At 66.8% G+C, this 18,708-nt stretch carries 17 protein-coding genes; 10 read left to right on the top strand and 7 right to left on the bottom strand.

Annotated features, from left to right (window positions below; translation table 11 throughout):
• Positions 1–85: 85 nt before the first annotated feature.
• A complete protein-coding gene (locus tag OSH10_RS09505) occupies positions 86–556 on the bottom strand; it encodes a hypothetical protein (RefSeq protein ID WP_266331421.1) in 471 nt (156 codons plus the stop codon).
• Between the two features lie 236 nt (positions 557–792).
• Here OSH10_RS09505 and OSH10_RS09510 point away from each other — a divergent pair, with 236 nt between their 5' ends.
• The 3 genes from OSH10_RS09510 to leuD all read left to right on the top strand — a co-directional run bounded on the left by OSH10_RS09510 (position 793) and on the right by leuD (position 2,485).
• On the top strand, positions 793–1,272 hold the full coding sequence (locus OSH10_RS09510; protein ID WP_266331422.1) for a GNAT family N-acetyltransferase: 480 nt from the start codon (positions 793–795) through the stop codon (positions 1,270–1,272).
• A 96-nt stretch (positions 1,273–1,368) separates the two neighbouring features.
• Positions 1,369–1,782 carry a metallopeptidase family protein gene (locus OSH10_RS09515; protein ID WP_266331423.1) on the top strand — a complete coding sequence of 138 codons (414 nt, stop codon included), beginning with the start codon at positions 1,369–1,371 and terminating at the stop codon, positions 1,780–1,782.
• A 97-nt stretch (positions 1,783–1,879) separates the two neighbouring features.
• The gene (gene leuD, locus OSH10_RS09520) at positions 1,880–2,485 is read left to right on the top strand and encodes a 3-isopropylmalate dehydratase small subunit (RefSeq protein ID WP_266331425.1); all 606 of its coding nucleotides are present in this window, start codon (positions 1,880–1,882) and stop codon (positions 2,483–2,485) included.
• Between the two features lie 827 nt (positions 2,486–3,312).
• Here leuD and OSH10_RS09525 read toward each other — a convergent pair.
• On the bottom strand, positions 3,313–4,188 hold the full coding sequence (locus tag OSH10_RS09525; RefSeq protein WP_266331426.1) for an HpcH/HpaI aldolase/citrate lyase family protein: 876 nt from the start codon (positions 4,186–4,188) through the stop codon (positions 3,313–3,315).
• Between the two features lie 114 nt (positions 4,189–4,302).
• Here OSH10_RS09525 and pdxY point away from each other — a divergent pair, with 114 nt between their 5' ends.
• From pdxY to OSH10_RS09540, 3 genes are all read left to right on the top strand, one after another.
• Positions 4,303–5,172 carry a pyridoxal kinase gene (gene pdxY, locus OSH10_RS09530; RefSeq protein WP_266331427.1) on the top strand — a complete coding sequence of 290 codons (870 nt, stop codon included), beginning with the start codon at positions 4,303–4,305 and terminating at the stop codon, positions 5,170–5,172.
• Positions 5,173–5,177: 5 nt separating this feature from the next.
• Positions 5,178–5,891, top strand: a complete 714-nt coding sequence (locus tag OSH10_RS09535) for a DUF429 domain-containing protein (protein WP_266331777.1) — start codon at positions 5,178–5,180, stop codon at positions 5,889–5,891.
• 119 nt (positions 5,892–6,010) lie between these two features.
• Positions 6,011–6,673 (top strand): carbonic anhydrase, encoded by a 663-nt coding sequence (locus OSH10_RS09540; protein ID WP_266331428.1) that lies wholly within the window; start codon positions 6,011–6,013, stop codon positions 6,671–6,673.
• A 286-nt stretch (positions 6,674–6,959) separates the two neighbouring features.
• Here the strand turns inward: OSH10_RS09540 and OSH10_RS09545 are convergent, their stop codons facing one another.
• Entirely contained in the window at positions 6,960–7,994 is a 1,035-nt protein-coding gene (locus OSH10_RS09545; protein ID WP_266331429.1) for an aspartate-semialdehyde dehydrogenase, read from the bottom strand.
• A 118-nt stretch (positions 7,995–8,112) separates the two neighbouring features.
• Positions 8,113–8,319, bottom strand: a complete 207-nt coding sequence (locus OSH10_RS09550; RefSeq protein WP_266331431.1) for a hypothetical protein — start codon at positions 8,317–8,319, stop codon at positions 8,113–8,115.
• Between OSH10_RS09550 and OSH10_RS09555 the strand changes: the two genes are divergently transcribed.
• Positions 8,309–8,758, top strand: a complete 450-nt coding sequence (locus tag OSH10_RS09555) for a hypothetical protein (protein WP_266331432.1) — start codon at positions 8,309–8,311, stop codon at positions 8,756–8,758. The two genes, OSH10_RS09550 and OSH10_RS09555, sit on opposite strands and share 11 nt — an antisense overlap.
• Positions 8,759–8,833: 75 nt before the next feature.
• Here the strand turns inward: OSH10_RS09555 and OSH10_RS09560 are convergent, their stop codons facing one another.
• Positions 8,834–9,766 carry an aldo/keto reductase gene (locus tag OSH10_RS09560; RefSeq protein WP_266331433.1) on the bottom strand — a complete coding sequence of 311 codons (933 nt, stop codon included), beginning with the start codon at positions 9,764–9,766 and terminating at the stop codon, positions 8,834–8,836.
• Positions 9,767–10,003: 237 nt separating this feature from the next.
• Between OSH10_RS09560 and OSH10_RS09565 the strand changes: the two genes are divergently transcribed.
• Entirely contained in the window at positions 10,004–11,353 is a 1,350-nt protein-coding gene (locus OSH10_RS09565; protein ID WP_266331434.1) for an Nramp family divalent metal transporter, read from the top strand.
• A 209-nt stretch (positions 11,354–11,562) separates the two neighbouring features.
• Here OSH10_RS09565 and OSH10_RS09570 read toward each other — a convergent pair whose 3' ends face one another.
• Both OSH10_RS09570 and OSH10_RS09575 read right to left on the bottom strand, forming a co-directional pair.
• Complete coding sequence (locus tag OSH10_RS09570) at positions 11,563–13,095, bottom strand: UxaA family hydrolase (protein ID WP_266331436.1); 1,533 nt, start codon at positions 13,093–13,095, stop codon at positions 11,563–11,565.
• A gap of 158 nt (positions 13,096–13,253) precedes the next feature.
• The gene (locus OSH10_RS09575) at positions 13,254–14,171 is read right to left on the bottom strand and encodes a ribokinase (RefSeq protein WP_266331438.1); all 918 of its coding nucleotides are present in this window, start codon (positions 14,169–14,171) and stop codon (positions 13,254–13,256) included.
• 487 nt (positions 14,172–14,658) lie between these two features.
• Between OSH10_RS09575 and OSH10_RS09580 the strand changes: the two genes are divergently transcribed.
• The gene (locus OSH10_RS09580; RefSeq protein ID WP_266331440.1) at positions 14,659–16,245 is read left to right on the top strand and encodes a glucan biosynthesis protein; all 1,587 of its coding nucleotides are present in this window, start codon (positions 14,659–14,661) and stop codon (positions 16,243–16,245) included.
• Positions 16,233–18,434: a glucans biosynthesis glucosyltransferase MdoH gene (gene mdoH, locus OSH10_RS09585; RefSeq protein WP_266331441.1), complete on the top strand. Its 2,202-nt coding sequence runs from the start codon at positions 16,233–16,235 to the stop codon at positions 18,432–18,434. The genes OSH10_RS09580 and mdoH overlap by 13 nt, the downstream gene beginning before the upstream one ends.
• The last annotated feature ends 274 nt before the right edge of the window (positions 18,435–18,708 follow it).

The raw sequence follows: 18,708 nt of genomic DNA on the forward strand, positions 1-18,708 counted from the left end.
TTCAATGCATGAACCACGGCTGAGATGCATGTTCAGCCATGGTTCAGGATCACTATCTGTTAAAGGGCACGACAGTCAGACAACCTTACCAGCCATTGTCGACCCAGTAGCAGCGCCGGCCAACCACGACGTTGCGCCAGCGCCAGCCATGCGAGGTGTGCACCCGCACATTGCGGACCACCGGCCGGCAGACACGGCTCGCGCCATTGTCCCAGACGCCGGCGCCGTAGCCGAGGCCGAGCCCAAGCCCGAAGGCCGGGCCCCACCCCCAGCCCCAGCCGCCATTCCAGCCGCAGTTCCAGCAGCCGCCATTCCACCCGCCGCCGTGCCAGCCACCATTCCACCCGCCCCCATGCCAGCCGCCGCCACCGCCGTGCCAGCCGCCACCGCCGCCATGCCATCCGCCGCCACCACCGTGCCAGCCGCCGCGGGGCCACATATAGCCGCCGCCGTGACCACCCCGATGCTGCGCCAGAGCATCCCCTGTCGTGGCGCCGACCATGCCCAGGGAAAGGACAAGCGCGGCCGCGGCGGAGACCAGTGTATGTTTCACCATCACCCTTACTCCTGAAAACCACGACGTCGCCGCCCCACCACGATCCCGGCGAGCCGTGCTGTGGATGCAGTTTCAACGGGCAAGCCCGGCCGTTTCTTCAGCGCGGCGCGGGTTCAACCGGCCGCAGGGGTTCCGACACATTCAAGATTGCATCGTGGAAACCGATGCGACATTGCTATGAAATGGGAAACAGTCCGGGCGCCGCCAGTGGCAAGCGGACATGGCGATACGGAATCATGGAAACGCTGCCTCTCTCGACCCGCTTCGAAACCGCCGCGCTCACCATCGATGATGCGCTGGAGTTCGCGCCGCTGCTGGCCGCCTATGTCCAGGACATGAAGCGCGGCGCGCCGCGCCACCCCGACCTCTATTACGCCGAGACCCTGCTGCGCGACCGCACGGCCGAGATTTTGGGCGCCCGCCTCGATGGCGTGCTGGTCGGCTTCGCCGTGTTCTGCGACCTGCCCGACGCCATGTCCGGCATGCGCGTCGGCCAGTTGGAGGACCTGTTCGTCATCCACGAATCGCGCGGCCGCGGCATTGCCCGCGCCCTGGTCGAGGCGCTGGCCCGCAAGGGCCGCTCGCGCGACTGGCTGTCGCTGCGCTGGATGGTGCCGGAGGGCTCGTCGATGCGCACCACCTTCGCCGAGACGCTCGGCAAGAAGGCGCGGCTCGAGAGCTTCATCGTGCGTATCGAGCGCGGCCCCTCCGCCTGACTGGCGAAACCCGGAACCCGGCCCCATATCCAGGCGGCCGCGAGCTGCCTGTCGCCGGCAGCCTTCCCACCCCACCAGCCGGATCCGACCCGCACCATGGCAAAGCTCGACCTCGACGCCCTCAAGGCGCCCTCGCTCGATGATTTTCTGACCCTCGGCCAGGCGGCGCTCGAAAGCCTGCCGGATGAATTCCGCAGCCTGTCCGGCGAGATCGAGATCCGCGTCGACGATTTTCCCGATGACGAGGCGCTCGACGCACTCGGCATCGAGTCCGAATTCGACCTGCTCGGCCTGTTCCAGGGCGTCGGCCTCGCCCATGCCTCGGCCACGGAATATACCGGCATGCTGCCGAACCGCGTCTGGCTCTACCGCCGCCCGATCCTCGACTACTGGGCCGAGCATGACGAGACGCTGGGCGCGATCGTCAGCCATGTGCTGATCCACGAGATCGGCCATCATTTCGGCCTCTCGGACGCCGACATGGAAGCGATCGAGGAAGCGGCCGGCTAAGGCGGCCTGAAACGTCGCCCAATCGCCGAAAGTCTTGACCTTGGCCGGTTTTCAGCGCATTTACCGCCGTCTGAACGGCTAATTGGGAATGATCACCATGGAAAAATTCACGACGATGACCGGCGTCGCGGCCCCGCTGCCGCTGATCAACATCGATACCGACATGATCATTCCGAAGGACTATCTGAAGACGATCAAGCGCACCGGGCTCGGCAAGGGCCTGTTCGCCGAAATGCGCTTCAACGACGATGGCAGCGAGAACGAGACGTTCGTCCTCAACAAGCCGGCCTACCGCCACGCCACGATCCTGGTCGCCGGCGACAATTTCGGCTGCGGCTCGTCGCGCGAGCATGCACCCTGGGCCCTGCTCGACTACGGCATCCGCTGCGTGATCTCGACGTCCTTCGCCGACATTTTCTACAACAACTGCTTCAACAACGGCATCCTGCCGATCCGCGTCTCCAAGGAAGACCTCGACAAGCTGTTCGACGACGCCAATCGCGGCGAGAACGCGCGCCTGACGGTCGACCTCGAAGCGCAGGAAATCCGCGGCCCCGACGGCGGCTCCGTGCATTTCGACATCGACCCGGCCCGCAAGGAAAAGCTGCTGAGCGGTCTCGACGATATCGGCCTGACCATGGTCAAGGCGCCGAACATCGAAGCCTTCGAAAAGACCACCGAAGCCGTCCGCCCCTGGGCCTGATCGCTTTTTTCTCGCATTTCGAAAGGCGCCGGAAGCACTTCCGGCGCCTTTTTTGTTTGGCGCCCGCTCGGCTGCTGACCCACCCATCCAGACAAGGCACTGCTCACCTCGCCGTCATCCCGGCCCCGAGCCGGGATCGATTCACCCGAGGCATAGGAGGTTCGCGAGGCGACGAACCCAGCGGCACCGGGAGGCTCGCTGGGCAGGGAACGCGGCTGCATGGATCCTCGCTTTCGCGAGGATGACGGCGAGCGTGGGGGAGCGGCGAGCCAGTTCTGGTCGGCGGCCGTGAGGAGACGCCGGCGTCTCTCTTCACCTCTCCCTGAGGGAGAGGTCGACGCACGCAGTGCGGCGGGTGAGGGTTTACAGCCTCCCCGGATAGGCGCCCATACCATCCATACAGGGCACCGCCCTCACCCCACCCTCGCCGTCATCCCGGACTTGATCCGGGATCCATTCAGCCGAGGCATCGGGAGGTTCGCACGCCCAAGATCGCAGCTGCATGGATCCTCGCCTTCGCGAGGATGACGGCGAGCGTGGGGGAACGGCGAGCCAGTTCTGGTCGGCGGCCGTGGCCGACGCATAGAGCCCGTCTTGGACGGCGGCCGCGGCGGAAGCATAGAGCCAGTGTTGGACGGCGAGCGGGCGCAAGCACCGAGCCCGCGTTGGACGGCGAGCGTGGGGAGGGCTGGCGCCCCTTCCCCTCTCCCTGAGGGAGAGGTCGACGGCCGAAGGCCGGCGGGTGAGGGTTTACGGTCTCTCCGGAGAGGCTCCCATGCCGATACCCATCCGGACAAGGCACCGCCCTCGCCCCTCGCCGTCATCCCCTACCCCCGCGCGGCGATCGCCTCGGCCCGCGCCAGCAGGCGCTTGGCCATGTCGGCGTGCAGGCGCTCGACCATGCGGCCGTCGACGCGCACCACGCCCTTGTCCGCGTTCTCCGCCGCGTCGAACACGAAGGCGATCCGGTTCGCCCAATCCAGTTCCTCGGCGTCCGGCGCGAAGGCGGCGTTGGCACCAGCGATCTGGGCCGGGTGGATCACCGTCTTGCCGTCGAAGCCGCATTGCCGCGCCTGCAGGCACTCGGCCGCAAAGCCTTCCGTGTCGGCGATGTCGTTGTGGACGCCGTCGAGGATCTCGATCCCCGCCACCCGCGCCGCCGCCAGCGCATTCATCATCCAGGGCAGCATCGGCGCCCGGCCGGGCAATTGCCGCGTGCCCGTCTCGCGGGCGAGGTCGTTCAGGCCCAGCACCAGCACGCTGAGCGGCAGGCGAGCATCCTGCGCCTCGGCGATCTCGAGCGGATCGAGAACCGCGCGCGGCGTCTCGATCATCGCCCAGAGCGGCAGCGCGACATCCGAAGGGATCATCGCCCGCACGCGAGCAAGGTCGCCGGCCCGCGAAATCTTCGGCAGCAGCAGCGCGTCTGGCAGCGCCGCGATGACCGAGGCGAGGTCGGCCTCGATCCAGGGCGTGTCGAGCCCGTTGGCGCGCACGACGATCTCGGCCCGGGTGCCCGCCTGCCGCAGCGCGCCGACCGCTTCGATCACGCGAGAGCGCGCCGCGTCCTTCTCCGAGGGCGCCACGGCATCCTCAAGATCGAAGATCACGACATCGGCGCCGAGCGTCGGCGCCTTGGCCATGGCGCGGAGATTGGAGCCCGGCACATAGAGGGCGGAGCGGCGCGGACGGATCGGCTTCATGGGGGCTTCCTGGGTTGCGTCGACCGCAGCATAGGCAGGAGAGCAGATAAGCGGAACCGAATCGGCTAGTTTCGCACCGCCGGCCAGGCCGCCGGCGCCGCAGGAAGCATGCGCATGACCGTCCCGACCGCACCCGTCACCAAGCCCGCCATCCTCGTGATCTCCTCGACCGTCGTGCGCGGCGCCGTCGGCGGACGCGGCGCCGCCTTCGCGCTGGAACGCTTCGGCCATCCGGTCTGGTCCGTGCAGACGGTGACGCTGCCCTGGCATCCGGGCCACGGCAAATCCAGCCGCATCGTGCCCGATGAAGCCGCCTTCGAGGCGCTGATGGAAGACCTGATCCGCGCCCCCTGGCTTGGCGAGATCGGCGCGATCCTGACCGGCTATATGGGTGCGGCCAGCCAGCCGGCCGCCGTGGCCCGGCTGGTCGACGCGGTGAAGGCGGCGCGGCCCGATGCGCTCTATCTCTGCGATCCCGTGATGGGCGACGCCGGTATCCTCTATGTGCCGGAGGCGACGGCGAGCGCCATTCGCGACCATCTCGTGCCGCGCGCCGACATCCTGACCCCGAACCCGACCGAGCTGGGCTTCCTGACCGGCAATCTCGCGCTTCCAGCCGAGGCGCTGCACGCCGCCGCCACGCGGCTGTCGACGCCGCGCATCGCCGTCACCTCGGCCGCCGGCACGGAAGGCGAGATCACCACGCTGCTGCTGTCGCGCAACGGCGCGGGTCACGACACCATCCGCGCCAGCCACGCCGCGATCGGCGGCCGCGTGCCGAACGGCACCGGCGACCTGTTTGCCGCGCTGTTCCTGGCCCGTCTGGTCGAGGGCGCGGCCGACGCGGAGGCGCTGCGTCTCGCTACCGCCGCCGTCGCCGACGCGATCGACGCGGCAGCCAGCCTCGGCAGCAACGAACTCCCGCTCGCCGCCATCCAGGATCGCCTGCTTTCGCCGCGCACGCCGGTGCGGATCATCCCGTGAGCGGGATGCGGGTCGTCGGCATCGACGGCTGCCCCGCCGGCTGGATCGCCGTTTCGATTTCTCCCGAAGGTCCGATCGAGCCCGAGATCCGGATCGTTTCGCGCTTCGCCGAGCTGATCGAGGCGGCCGAGAACGCCATCCTTGCGGTCGACATGCCGATCGGCCTGTCGGATTTCATCGGGCCGGAAGGACGCGGCCCCGAGCGGCTGGTGCGCCAGCGGCTCGGCGAGCGGCAGAGTTCCGTCTTCTCGGTCCCCTGCCGCAGCGCCGTGATGACCGAGGATTATCGCGAGGCCTGCGCGGTCGCCGCCGCAGCGTCCGATCCGCCCCGCATGGTCTCGAAGCAGTGCTTCCACATCTTCCCCAAGATGCGCGAGATCGACGCGCTGATGACGCCGGCATTGGAGGCGCGGGTCTACGAGGTGCATCCGGAACTCGCCTTCTGGCGGCTGAATGGCGAAGCGGCGATGTCGCTGCCGAAGAAGGTCAAGAGCCGCCCGAATCCGGCGGGCCTCGACCAGCGCCGCGACCTGCTCGTCCGCCATGGCTACGAGGCCCGGCATCTCGCCAACCCGCCACGCGGCGCGGCGGCCGACGACCTGCTCGACGCGGCGGCGAATGCCCTGATCGCGCGGCGCATCTTTCGCGGCGAGGGCGAGAGTTTTCCGGCCGAACCGGCGCGCGATTCCAGAGGGCTGCGGATCGCGATCTGGGCGTAGACAGACGCGTTCGCGGCGTGCAAACCCTCTCGACCCATGCGTCAAAGCCGTTTATTGGAACGCCACGATCATGCTGCACTGCATGATGCCGTCTCAGGCCCCCTTTGGAGCACCACCCGATGGCCAAGGCCCATGAATTCCCGTCTCGGCTGCTGCGCGGCTATGCGACCTTTCGCGATCAGCGCCTGCCGCAGGAGAGCTCGCGCTACAAGGTTCTGGCGGAAACCGGCCAGCGCCCGCGCACCATGATCCTCGGCTGCAGCGACAGCCGCGCCGCCCCGGAAACCATCTTCGACGCCGCGCCCGGCGAGCTCTTCGTCGTCCGCAACGTCGCCGCTTTGGTGCCGCCCTTCACCCCGGATGGCGAGCATCACGGCACGTCGGCGGCGATCGAGTTCGGCGTGATGGGCCTCAAGGTCCGCAACCTCGTCGTCATGGGCCATGGCCGCTGCGGCGGCATCACCGCCTACCTGGCCGAACGCGACGCGCCGGAACTGCAGGGATCCAACGACTACATCAGCAAGTGGACCTCGCTGCTGAAGCCGGCCGAGGCGCTGATCTGCGACGATCCGGTCGAGACGAGCGACCGCCAGCGGGCGATGGAGTTCGCCTCGATCCGCCAGACGATCGAGAACCTGCGCACCTTCCCGTGGATCAAGAGCCTGGAAGAGATCGACGAACTGGAGCTGCATGGCGCCTGGTTCGATATCTCGACCGGCGAGCTCTATCTGCTCGACAAGGAAACCGGCCGCTTCACGGTTCCCGACGAGATCGTGGTTTAGGGTAGCGGGACGCTCTTTTCTCGCGGGTTGTTCCAACCTCGACCCTCATCCTGAGGTGCCGGGCAAAGCCGGGCCTCGAAGGAGGGTCCAGGAAACACCCGGTCGACGTCGCGACATGGCATCCCCCGGATAGGACGACAAGCCTGGGCACCGGCTGGATCCTCCTTCGAGGCTTCGCGGACGCGAAGCACCTCAGGATGATGACCGAGCGAGTCCATCGGCAGTCTCAAACGAAAAAAGGCGCAGCCTCGCGGCCGCGCCTTTTGTCATTTGGAGCCTAAAAGTCTCAGGCAGCCTGCTTCTTCGGCTGGATCAGCTTGCGGTTGACCAGCACTTCGGCGATCTGCACGGCGTTGAGCGCGGCGCCCTTGCGCAGATTGTCGGAGACCACCCACATGTTGAGGCCGTTCTCGACGGTGGCGTCCTCGCGGATGCGCGAGATGTAGGTCGCGTCCTCGCCGGTCGCCTCGTACGGGGTGATGTACTGCTCTTCTTCCGGATTATCGATGACCAGGCAGCCGGGCGCCTCGCGCAGGATGTCGCGCGCCTCGTCGGCGGTGATCGGCTTCTCGAACTCGATGTTGACGGATTCGGAGTGCGAGACGAACACCGGCACGCGCACGGCGGTGCAGGTCAGCTTGATCTTCGGATCGAGAATCTTCTTCGTCTCGGCCATCACCTTCCACTCTTCCTTCGTGTAGCCGTCTTCCATGAAGACGTCGATGTGAGGGATGAGGTTGAAGGCGATGCGCTTGGTGAACTTGGTCGATTCGACGGGATCGTTGACGAAGACGGCGCGGGTCTGCGTGAACAGCTCGTCCATGCCTTCCTTGCCGGCGCCCGACACCGACTGGTAGGTCGAGACGACGACGCGCTTGATCGTGGCGATGTCGTGCAGCGGCTTCAGCGCGACGACGAGCTGCGCGGTCGAGCAGTTCGGGTTAGCGATGATGTTGAGCTTGGAGAAGCCGACGATCGCATCGGCGTTCACTTCCGGCACGATCAGCGGCACCTGCGCGTCATAGCGCCAGGCCGACGAATTATCGATGACGACGCAGCCCTGCGCGCCGATCTTGGGCGCCCATTCCTTGGAGATGGCGCCGCCGGCCGACATCAGGCAGATGTCGGTGTCGGAGAAGTCATACTGGTCAAGCGGCTTCACCTTCAGCACGCGGTCGCCGAAGGAGACTTCGGTGCCCTGGCTGCGGCGGGAGGCGAGCGCCACGACCTCATCGGCCGGGAAGCCGCGCTCGTCGAGGATCGAAAGAATTTCGCGGCCCACATTGCCCGTGGCGCCGACGATCGCGACCTTGTAACCCATGTTCTGTCCTGCTCCTTGTCCGTCTCTCTCCCCCACCCGTCCGTCCGCGAAAAACCGCGTCCGATCGGCCCCGTCTCCCTCAGGGCCCCGAGGGAGATTGGGGGCGCAGGAGGGACAGTCAGGCGGTCGTCGTGGTTTTCGACGTTTTGTCGGTGGTGGAGATGCGCGTGACGGCCGTGCTTGCCCGGGTGACGGAAGCCACCAGGTCGACTAGGATCGAAGATGCAACGGCGTGCGCGGTCATCGGTCTGCCCGAATGATGTTGGCGCACGTTTTGCCGCCAAACCGGCGCAAAGTCAACGGAGACGAACGACTTGAGCCACATGCAGCGGGTATTCGGACGTCTCTCGGCCATCCTCGTCGCCCTGGGCGTTGGGCTGGCAGCGCAGGCCGCGCACGCCGGCGCGCGCGTGCCGGAAGCCGAGATCGCGGCGCTGTTTTCCGGCGTGACGCTGGACGGCATCTACAACAATGGCGCGTTCTTCAGCGAGACCTACAGCGAAGACGGCTCGGTGCGCTATCACGACATCGACGGCTCCGATTCCGGTCAGTGGTCCGTGCGCGACGGCAAGTTCTGCACCTTCTACGACAGCCAGGAAGGCGCCTGCTTCTTCGTCGAGCGCGACGGCGCCAACTGCTTCACCTTCTTCGTGCCGGACGAGACCGGCGGCCCCGACGCCGGCCCGGCCAAGGACTGGACCTCGCGCGGCTGGGACCGGCGCAAGCCCTCGACCTGCCCGACCGCGCCGGAAATTCAGCTCTGAGCCGGCTCAGCCTGCCGACGGCGGGGATCCAACCCGCCGATCCCGTGTGAGGCGATCCGTGCCGGACGCGGGCGGTCAGCCCACCAGCGCGTGGAAGGCGGCGAGGTCGGCGGCGGACAGGTTCCACTCCGAGGCCTTCGCGTTGGCGGCGATCTGCTCCGGCGTCGTCGCGCCCGCGATTACCGAGGGCACCGATTCCTGCGCCAGCAGCCAGGCGAAGGCGAGCTCCAGAACGGTGTGGCCGGACGCGACGGCGAAAGCGTCGAACTTTTCCACCAGCACCAGATTGCGCTGCGTCAGATAGCGCTCGCCGAGCGCCTTCCAGGCGCTGAACCGGCTGCCGGGCGGTTGTTCGCCATTTCGGTACTTGCCGGTCAGCAGCCCGCTGGCGAGCGGGAAGAACGGAATCAGCGCCAACTGCTCGTCGCGCACCACCGGCAGCATCGCGCTCTCGATCGTGCGCTCGACCAGGCTGTATTCATCCTGGCTGGAAACGAAGCCGCGATAGCCAGCCTTGCGGGCCGCGTCCTGCGCCTCGCGCAACTGCTTCGGCGAGAAGTTCGAGGCGCCGTAATGGCGGATCTTGCCGGCCGTCACCAGTTCCTCCAGCGTGGCCAGCGTCTCCTCGATCGGCGTTTCGGGATCGGGCTCGTGCTGCTGGTAGAGGTCGATGCGATCGGTCTTCAGCCGCGTCAGGCTGTCCTCGACCGCCTTCAGGATATAGGGGCGCGAGGCCCGCTTGCCCTCGGGCGAGCCCTTGATCGGCTTGCCGAACTTGGTCGCCAGCACGATCTTGTCGCGCCGCGCGCCCAGCACCTCGCCCAGAATGATCTCCGAATTCGTGTCGGCGTAGATGTCGGCCGTGTCGAAGAAATTGATGCCATGGTCGATCGCCGCGTCGATCACCCGTCGTGATCCCTCGAGGTCGATGCGTCCGCCGAAATTATTGGTGCCGAGACCAATCACGGAGACGTCGAGATCCGTGTTGCCGAGCTTGCGGGTCTGCATCGAGGGTACCTCTTGGTCAAATGGAACGGCGATCATCAGGCTCTCAAACTAGGGCCTGTCCATCGCCACCGCCAGTCGCACCGTGCAATTCGCACACCCGCCGGAATCTGTGGCGCGAATGTCGCGCCCCTGCGGCATGGAGGGTTCGCGCCCCGCTTCCGCAAGGTTCCGGTTGACTTTGCCCGCGCCGCCTCCATTTATTGCGAATAGTTCTCAATTGCATTCTTGAAAGCCATCATGCGGACCATCGAGGAAGAGAAGGCGTCCGGGGCCGGCTGGCGTCGCGAGCGGGGCGCGCCCTCGCTCTCCGAAGTCCACAGCTCGATCGCGGTGGATCCCGGCGCGCCGAATTGGCGCAAGGCGGCGGCGTTCCTGGGCCCGGGCTATCTGGTGGCCGTCGGCTACATGGATCCCGGCAACTGGGCGACCTCGATCGCCGGCGGCTCGCGCTTCGGCTACACGCTGCTATTCGTCGTGCTGCTGTCCAGCCTGATGGCGATGATCCTGCAGGCGCTGGCTGCCCGGCTCGCCATCGCCACCGGGCGCGATCTGGCGCAGGCCTGCCGCGACGCCTATCCGGCGCCCGTGGCCGCCATGCTGTGGCTGTTTGCCGAGATCGCGATCTGCGCCACGGACCTTGCCGAGGTGATCGGCACGGCGATCGGCCTCAACCTGCTGTTCGGGATTCCGCTCGAGATCGGCGTGCTGATTACGGCGCTGGACGTCTTCCTGGTCCTCTACCTCCAGACCAAGGGCTTCCGATGGGTCGAGGCGCTGGTCATCACGCTGCTTGGCGTGATCGCGGTCTCGTTCCTGGTGCAGATCGTCATGGCCGACCCGGTCTGGGGCGACCTGGTGCGCGGCTTCGCGCCGACCACCCAGATCGTCACCAATCCGAACATGCTTTATCTGGCCCTCGGCATCATCGGCGCGACGGTGATGCCGCATAATCTCTACCTGCATTCCGGCATCGTGCAGACCCGCGCCTACCACACCGACAGCCAGGGCAAGCGCGAGGCGATCCGCTTCGCGACGCTGGATTCGACGCTGGCGCTGCTGTTCGCGCTCGCCATCAACGCCTCGATCCTGATCCTGGCGGCGTCCGCCTTCCACGCCAAGGGCTCGACCGAGGTGGTGGAGCTCGACAAGGCCCATGCGCTGCTGCATCCCCTGCTCGGCTCGGCGCTGGCGCCCACCCTGTTCGCCATCGCGCTGCTCTGCTGCGGCCTGAACTCGACCGTGACCGCGACCATGGCCGGCCAGATCGTCATGGAAGGCTTCCTCAACATCCGCCTGGCGCCCTGGCTGCGCCGGCTGATCACCCGCGGCATCGCCATCGTGCCGGCGGCGGCCGTCACGATCTATTATGGCGACAAGGGCGCGGGCCAGTTGTTGATCCTGTCGCAGGTCATCCTCAGCCTGCAGCTGCCCTTCGCGGTGATCCCGCTGGTGAAGTTCACCGCCGAGCGGCGCAAGATGGGCGAGTTCACGGCCCCGCGCTGGCTCACCGCCGTCGCCGGCATCATCGCGGCGACGATCATCGTCCTCAACATCAAGCTGATCTTCGATGTGCTGGCGGGCGGATAGGGCTCCGCTGCTTCCCCACCCTCGCCGTCATGCCCGCGAAGGCGGGGCGCCATACAGCCGAGGCTTGGCCCGCAAAACCTCCCGAGAACCCGGTTGAATGGATCCCCGCCTTCGCGGGGATGACGGATGTGTGGGGAGGTGCTTCCAGACAACAAAAAGCCCCCGTCCATCGAACGGGGGCCTTTTCAAGACACCGGGGAAAGCCGGCCTTACATCACGGCGCCGATCTGCCACGGCACGAATTCCGCGTCGCCATAGCCGAGGTCTTCCGACTTCGAGTGCTTGCCGGAAGCGACCGCGACGATCTCATCAAAGATCTCCTGACCCTTGGCCTCGATAGAAACGCCGTCGAGGACGTCGCCGCAATTGATGTCCATGTCCTCGATCATGCGGGTGTAGACGTCGGTATTGGTCGCCAGCTTGATCGACGGCGTCGGCTTGTAGCCGGCGGCCGAGCCACGACCGGTGGTGAAGACGATCATGTTGGCGCCGGACGCGATCTGGCCGGTGACGGCGGCCGGGTCGTAGCCGGGGCTGTCCATGTAGACGAAGCCATGGGTATCGACCGGCTCGGCATATTTGTAGACGCCGCGCAGCGTCGAGGTGCCCCCCTTCGCCGCCGCGCCGAGCGACTTCTCCAGGATCGTCGTCAGGCCGCCGAGCTTGTTGCCAGGCGAAGGATTGTTGTTCATCTCGCCCCGGTTCCGTTCGGTATAGTCTTCCCACCACTGGATCAGGCCAACCAGCTTCTCGCCAACTTCGCGGTTGGCCGCGCGGCGGGTGAGCAGGTGCTCGGCGCCGTAGATCTCCGGCGTTTCCGACAGGATGGTGGTGCCGCCATGCTTGACGAGGATGTCGGAGGCATAGCCCAGCGCCGGATTGGCGGTGATGCCGGAATAACCGTCCGACCCGCCGCACTGCAGGCCGACCATGATCTCGGAAACCGGCGTCGCCTGGCGCTTGTAGGCGTTGGCCGCCGGCAGCATGTCCTTGATCACCGCGATGCCGGCCTCGATCGTCTTGCGGGTGCCGCCGGATTCCTGGATCGTCATCGTGCGGAAGCCGTCATGCTCGACGAGATTGTACTGCTTCATCAGGCGCGGGATCTGGAACACTTCGCAGCCGAGGCCGACGACGAGAACGCCGGCGAGGTTCGGATGCGCGGCATAGCCCCACTGCGTCCGCTCCAGCGTCTCGTAGCCTTCGCCCGAGCCGCCCATGCCGCAGCCCTGGCCGTGCACGAAGGCGACGACGCCGTCGACATTGGGATAGTCCTTGAGGATATCCGAGCGGTTGAAGGCATCGGCGATGTAGCGCGCCACGGTCGCCGAGCAGTTCACGCTGGTCAGGATGCCGATATAGTTGCGCGTACCGACCTTGCCATTGGGGCGATAGTAGCCGTCGAAATGACGGCGCTCGGCCAGCGGCAGCAGGCCGTCATCATGCGCGCCCTCCGCGAACTGGTAGTCGCGGTCGAATTCGGACATGCCGCAATTGTGCTCATGCACCCATTCGCCCGGCGCGATCGCCGTCTTGGCGAAGCCGATGATCTGGCCGAACTTCAGCACCGGCGAACCCTCGGCGATGCCGGTGACGGCGATCTTGTGACCCTTGGGCACGCGCTGGCTGGCGGTCACACCCTCGACGATCGATCCCGGCAGGATCGTGTCGATGGCGACGCGGACATTGTCGGTCGCGTTCAGGCGCAGGGTGCGGGGATTGGCAGCGGTGGTGACGCTCATCGAGGTTCTCTAAAACAAGAGGCAAGGGCTGAGGCTCCGCCCCGCGATCGCGCAGCCTTGGCGCGCAGGGCGGGAACCCCAGTCGTATTTTTCAGGTGAAGATGACATTCACCAGTGATCAGTCTTGTCGATCGTCATACAATAGCGACGACCGCCTGTCACGGAAAAGCCGGGTCGTTGCCCAGCGACAATTCGATCGCCTCGCGAAGCGGGAAGCTGGGTTGCGCGCCGGGCTTGGCGCAGGCGAGCGAGCCGGCGACGGCGGCATGGCGCATCGCGGTCGCCAGGTCCGCCCCCTCGTCGAGCAGCGCTGCCAGCACGCCGCAGAACGTGTCGCCGGCGCCGGTCGTGTCGACCGGAACCACCTGAAGCGCGGGGACGCTGATCGTGTCCTCGCCGGTCGCGGCGACCGCGCCGTCCGGCCCGAGCGTCGCGATCACGGTGCGCTTCAGTTCGCCGGCGAGACTTGCCACGGTCTCGGCGCCGGTGGAGCCCGGCAGCAGGCCGAGGTGACGTGCGAGATCGGCCGCCTCGGTCTCGTTGACGAGGATCATGTCGATGTCGGCAAACGCTTCGCGCTCGATCGGAAGGAAAGGCGCGATCGAGAGGATGACGCGGGCGCCGGCAGCCTTTGCCGCCCGGGCGGCGGCCAGCGTCTCCGCGAAGGGCGTCTCCATCTGCAGCAGCAGCGTGTCGCCGGCGCCGATGGAACCGGACGGCAGATCGGTCGCCTTGAGCCTGGCGTTGGCGCCCGGCGACAGAACGATGGTGTTTTCGGCATGATCGTCGACGGTGATCACCGCCATGCCGGTGGTCTTGCCGCGGCGCTGGACGCCGGAGAGATCGACACCGCCAGCCTCCAGTTCGGCGAGCGCGGTCGCGGCCATCTCGTCATCGCCGACTGCGCCGATCATCTTCACCCTGGCGCCGGCGCGCCGCGCGGCGAGCGCCTGGTTGGCGCCCTTGCCGCCCGGGATCAGCTGGTATTCGGATCCGGGCACCGTCTCGCCCGGGCGCGGCAGGCGCGCGGTCCGACTGACGAGATCGATATTGATGGAGCCGAAAACCGTGATCATGAATGTTTCCTCAACAGGACGTTTCGTGGCGTCATAGCGTATTTCAGCCGGTCCGCGCGCAGAGAATGCCGACGCCGCACGGCGCGCACAAGGGGCCCGTCGGCCGGACGGGGAAACGGCCTGGCGGGCCCGTCCGCGCCCGGCGCGGGCAGGAACGCGGGCACTGCAACAAATAAGATCGCGGAGAGGGCTGCTGCCACATTCCGCAATCCCGAAAACACAGTTAAGCTCTCTCGAAATTAACCGGAATCGTGGCGCGGAGATCGCGGGCTTGTCGAACGTGTGTTTTGGGGCGCGGATGAGCCGGCACGGCCGGATGACGCACCGTCTCGCCGCATGGTCCGTATCGTCCCGTCGCGCCGAAGGCCTTCTGGTCCATCAACCGCCTTGACCAAATCGGCGACGGCAGATGGACCGCGAAACTTTCACCACAGTTCGACCCTAAGTTCGGGCAACAAGACCGGTTTCCCGAGAAAACAGACAGAAAATGACTGAGACTCCGTACCAGATTTCGCGGCGCCGCCTTTTGGCATCGGCCGGCGCCTTCGTCGCCGCCGCAGCCATTGGCAACCTGTTCCCGGTTGAGGCCATGGCGCAGGCCAACAGTGTCGCCGCCTCGCTCGCGACCGACGGACCCTTCACCCGGTCGACCGTGGCGGAAATTGCGCGCCGCCTCTCCCGCGTTCCGTTCGCAGCCCCCTCGTCGCGGCTGCCGGAAGTACTGCAGAACCTGACCTACGACCAGTACCGCGACATCCGCTTCAAGCCCGAGGCGTCTGTCTGGGCGGATGACGGTCTGCCGTTCAAGTTGCAGTTGTTCCATCCGGGCTTCTATTTCAAGGAGCCGATCGAGGTCGCGATCGTCAAGGAAGGCCAGGCCAAGCACCTGCCCTACTCGACCAACATGTTCGATTTCGGGCCGCTGGTGCCGAAGGGCATCCCCGATACCGACATGGGCTTTGCCGGCATCCGCGTGCACGGCCCGATCAACAGCCCCGACTATTTCGACGAGATCGTCGTCTTCCAGGGCGCCAGCTATTTCCGCTCGGTCGGCCGCGGGCAGACCTACGGCATTTCGGCGCGCGGTCTCGCCATCAAGACGGCCGAGCCCGAGGGCGAGGAATTCCCGATCTTCCGCGCCTTCTGGGTCGAGACCCCGGTCAAGGAAGGCGACACCATCGTGCTGCACGCGCTGCTCGACAGCCCGAGCACGTCCGGCGCCTACCGCTTCACCATCCGCCCCGGCTATCCGACGACGATGGATGTCGAGGCGACGCTGTTCCCGCGCGTCGACCTCACCAAGGTCGGCCTCGCGGCCGGCACCAGCATGTTCTTCTTCGGCTCGAATGACCGCATCGGCATCGACGACTTCCGCCCGGAAGTGCACGATTCCGACGGCCTGCTGATGGTCAATGGCCGCGGCGAGCGCCTGTGGCGTCCGATTTCCAATCCGACGACGCTGCAGATCAGCGCCTTTGTCGACGCCGGCCCGCGCGGTTTCGGCCTGATGCAGCGCAACCGCGTCTTCGACAATTACGAGGATCTCGAGGCTTCCTACGAAGCCCGGCCGAGCCTCTGGGTCGAGCCGGTCGGCGATTGGGGCCAGGGCGCCGTGACCCTTGTCGAGATTCCGACCAATTCGGAAGTGCACGACAACATCGTCGCCTATTGGCAGCCGAAGGACGTGATCGCCGCGGGCACCGAATACGCTTTCGCCTATCGGCTGTCCTGGGGCGGCGACCCCAATTACGTGCCGGGCGGCATGGTCGTGGCGGGCACCCGCATCGGCCGCGCCTCGCTCGATGGCGACAGCCCCAATCGCCGCTTCGTGATCGACTTTTTCCCGCCCCAGGCGCAGGAAGGTCATCCCTCCAAGGAACCGAAGGCGACGGTCAGCACTTCCAAGGGTAAGATCACCAATGTGGTGGTCATGCCCAACCCGAAACTGGGCGAGGGTTGGCGCGTCAATTTCGAGCTCGACCCAGAAGACGCGACCATGGTCGAATTGCGGGTCGTGTTGCAGTTCCCCGACGAGCGCCCTGCGGAGACCTGGGTCTATCGATGGACGGCCTGATCACTCTTTCTGCCCCGGAAGCGGAACAACCGGCGGATCGGCCCCCGCCGGTTGATCCTGGCCCCCATGCGACGACCGCCCCGCAGCTTACGCCCGGCATGCCGGAGGAAACCCCGTCCGACATGCCGACCCAGTCGCTCTGGCGCTTCCGCCGGCGCGACCGTCGCAAATTCGTTGATCCGCGCCGCTCGCGCTCGTCCTGGGTTCGCCGCATCGGCATCCTGGGCAGCGCCTTCCTGCTCGCCGCCGTCGCCGTCTACGAGATGGAGCAGGTGCTCATCGTCGGCGGCCTCACGCCGATCGAGATCGCCGTGCTGGTGCTGTTCGCGCTGAATTTCGGCTGGATCGCGCTGGCCTTCGTCAGCTCGATCGCCGGCTATGGCGTTGTCATGGCCCGGCGCTACCGCCAGAAGCGCACGCCGCCCGGCCCGCTCGGCGGCAAGACCGCCATGCTGATGCCGACCTACAACGAGGATCCGTCGCGCGTCTTCGCCGCGGTGGAGGCGATGGCCGTCGGCCTCGATGAGTTGCAGCAGGGCCCGGCCTTCGACTGGTTCATCCTGTCCGACACCACGGATCCCGACGTGGCCCTGGCCGAAGAGGCGGCGCTGCTGACGCTGCGCGACCGGCTGGGCGACCGGGGCCGGGTCTATTACCGACGCCGCCGCAAGAACGTCGCCCGCAAGTCGGGCAATGTCGCTGACTTCTGCACCCGCTGGGGCGCCGCTTACGACCATATGCTGGTGCTCGATGCCGACAGCCTGATCGCCCCCGAGACGATCGTCGAGCTGGCGCGCCGGATGGAGGAGGATCCCGATGCCGGCCTGATCCAGACCATCCCCGCCCTCGTCAACGGCACCACCATCGTCGCCCGGCTGCAGCAGTTCGCCGGCCGGGTCTACGGCCCCGTCGTCGGCGCCGGCCTCGCCTTCTGGACCGGTTCCGAGGGCAATTACTGGGGCCACAACGCCATCATCCGCACCCGCGCCTTCATGGATGCGGCGGGCCTGCCCGACCTGCCCGGCAAGCCGCCCTTCGGCGGCCATATCCTCAGCCACGATTTCGTCGAGGCGGCGCTGCTGCGCCGCGCCGGCTGGACCGTGCGCATCGCCGAGGATCTCGCCGGTTCCTACGAGGAAAGCCCGCCTTCGATCATCGACCTCGCCGTGCGCGACCGCCGCTGGTGCCAGGGCAATCTGCAGCATGTTCTGGTGCTGCCCGCGCGTGGCCTGCACTGGGTCAGTCGCATCCACCTGATGACCGGCATCGGCTCCTATCTCGCCTCGCCGCTCTGGCTGCTCCTGATCCTCGCCGGCCTGGCGCTGTCGCTGCAGGCGCATTTCATCCGGCCGGAATATTTCACCGAGGACTTCCAGCTCTTCCCGACCTGGCCGGTGATCGACGCCGAGCGGGCGCTGCGCCTGTTCGGGCTGACGCTGGTGATCCTGTTCGGCCCGAAATTCCTCGGCCTGGTGTCGTTCCTGCGCAACCGCACCGACCGGCGCAAGGTCGGCGGCTTCCGGACCATTGCGAGCTTCCTGTTCGAGATCATCATCTCGGCGCTGATCGCCCCGGTGATGATGCTGGTCCATACAGGCGCGATCCTGTCGATCCTGCTCGGCCGCGATTCCGGCTGGAAGCCGCAGCGCCGCGACGATGGCGGCGTGCCGATCCGGTCGCTGATCATCCGGCATCGCTGGCATTTCCTGCTCGGCGTGGCGCTGCTTTGCGCCGCCTGGCTCGATTCGCTGGTGCTGGTCGCCTGGCTGTCGCCCGCCATCCTCGGCCTGCTGCTGGTGGTGCCGGTTTCCGGCATGACCGGCTCGAACAAGGTCGGCCGCTTCATCCGCAGGATCGGCCTGCTGCGCACGCCCGAAGAGGTCGATCCTCCCGCCGTGGCGATCGCCGCCGCCGCCGCGCGCCCGAGCTACGAGGCAGCGGTGGACAAGGCGCCTGACCTCGTCGCCATCGCCGGCGACGAGACCCTGCGCGCCACCCATCTCGCCCTGACCGACGCCGTCCCGGCGCGCCCGCGCGGCAAGATCGATCCGGTCGAGGCCCAGGCGATCGCCAAGATCCAGGAGGCCGACACGATCGAGGAGGCGGTCTCCTTCCTGACGCCGCAGGAGCGCGCCATGGTGATGGCAACGCCGGCCCTGCTCGCGCGGTTGAGCGCTCTGCGCGCCTGAGAACGATTCGCGGCGTCCTCTCCCTGGCGGGAGGGGACGCCAGAATGCTTCGACTTCCATAATAAACGACGGACCCGACTGCGCACAGGCGCGAGCGGGCGAAGGTGAAACGCGCCAAGTCCTGGTTGCAGGCCGCCCGCGAGCAAGTCCCGGCAGAGGGTTTTGTTATTCGTCGTATGAAACTAATGTGCTGCCGCCGCATTGCAGCGTAGAATTCCGATCTTTTCGCAAGCGCACAAACCTTGTAATCATTCCCGGGAGAGGCTCGCTCGCG

The organism is Kaistia defluvii (assembly GCF_026343955.1).
GTDB classification, from domain to species: Bacteria; Pseudomonadota; Alphaproteobacteria; order Rhizobiales; family Kaistiaceae; genus Kaistia; species Kaistia defluvii.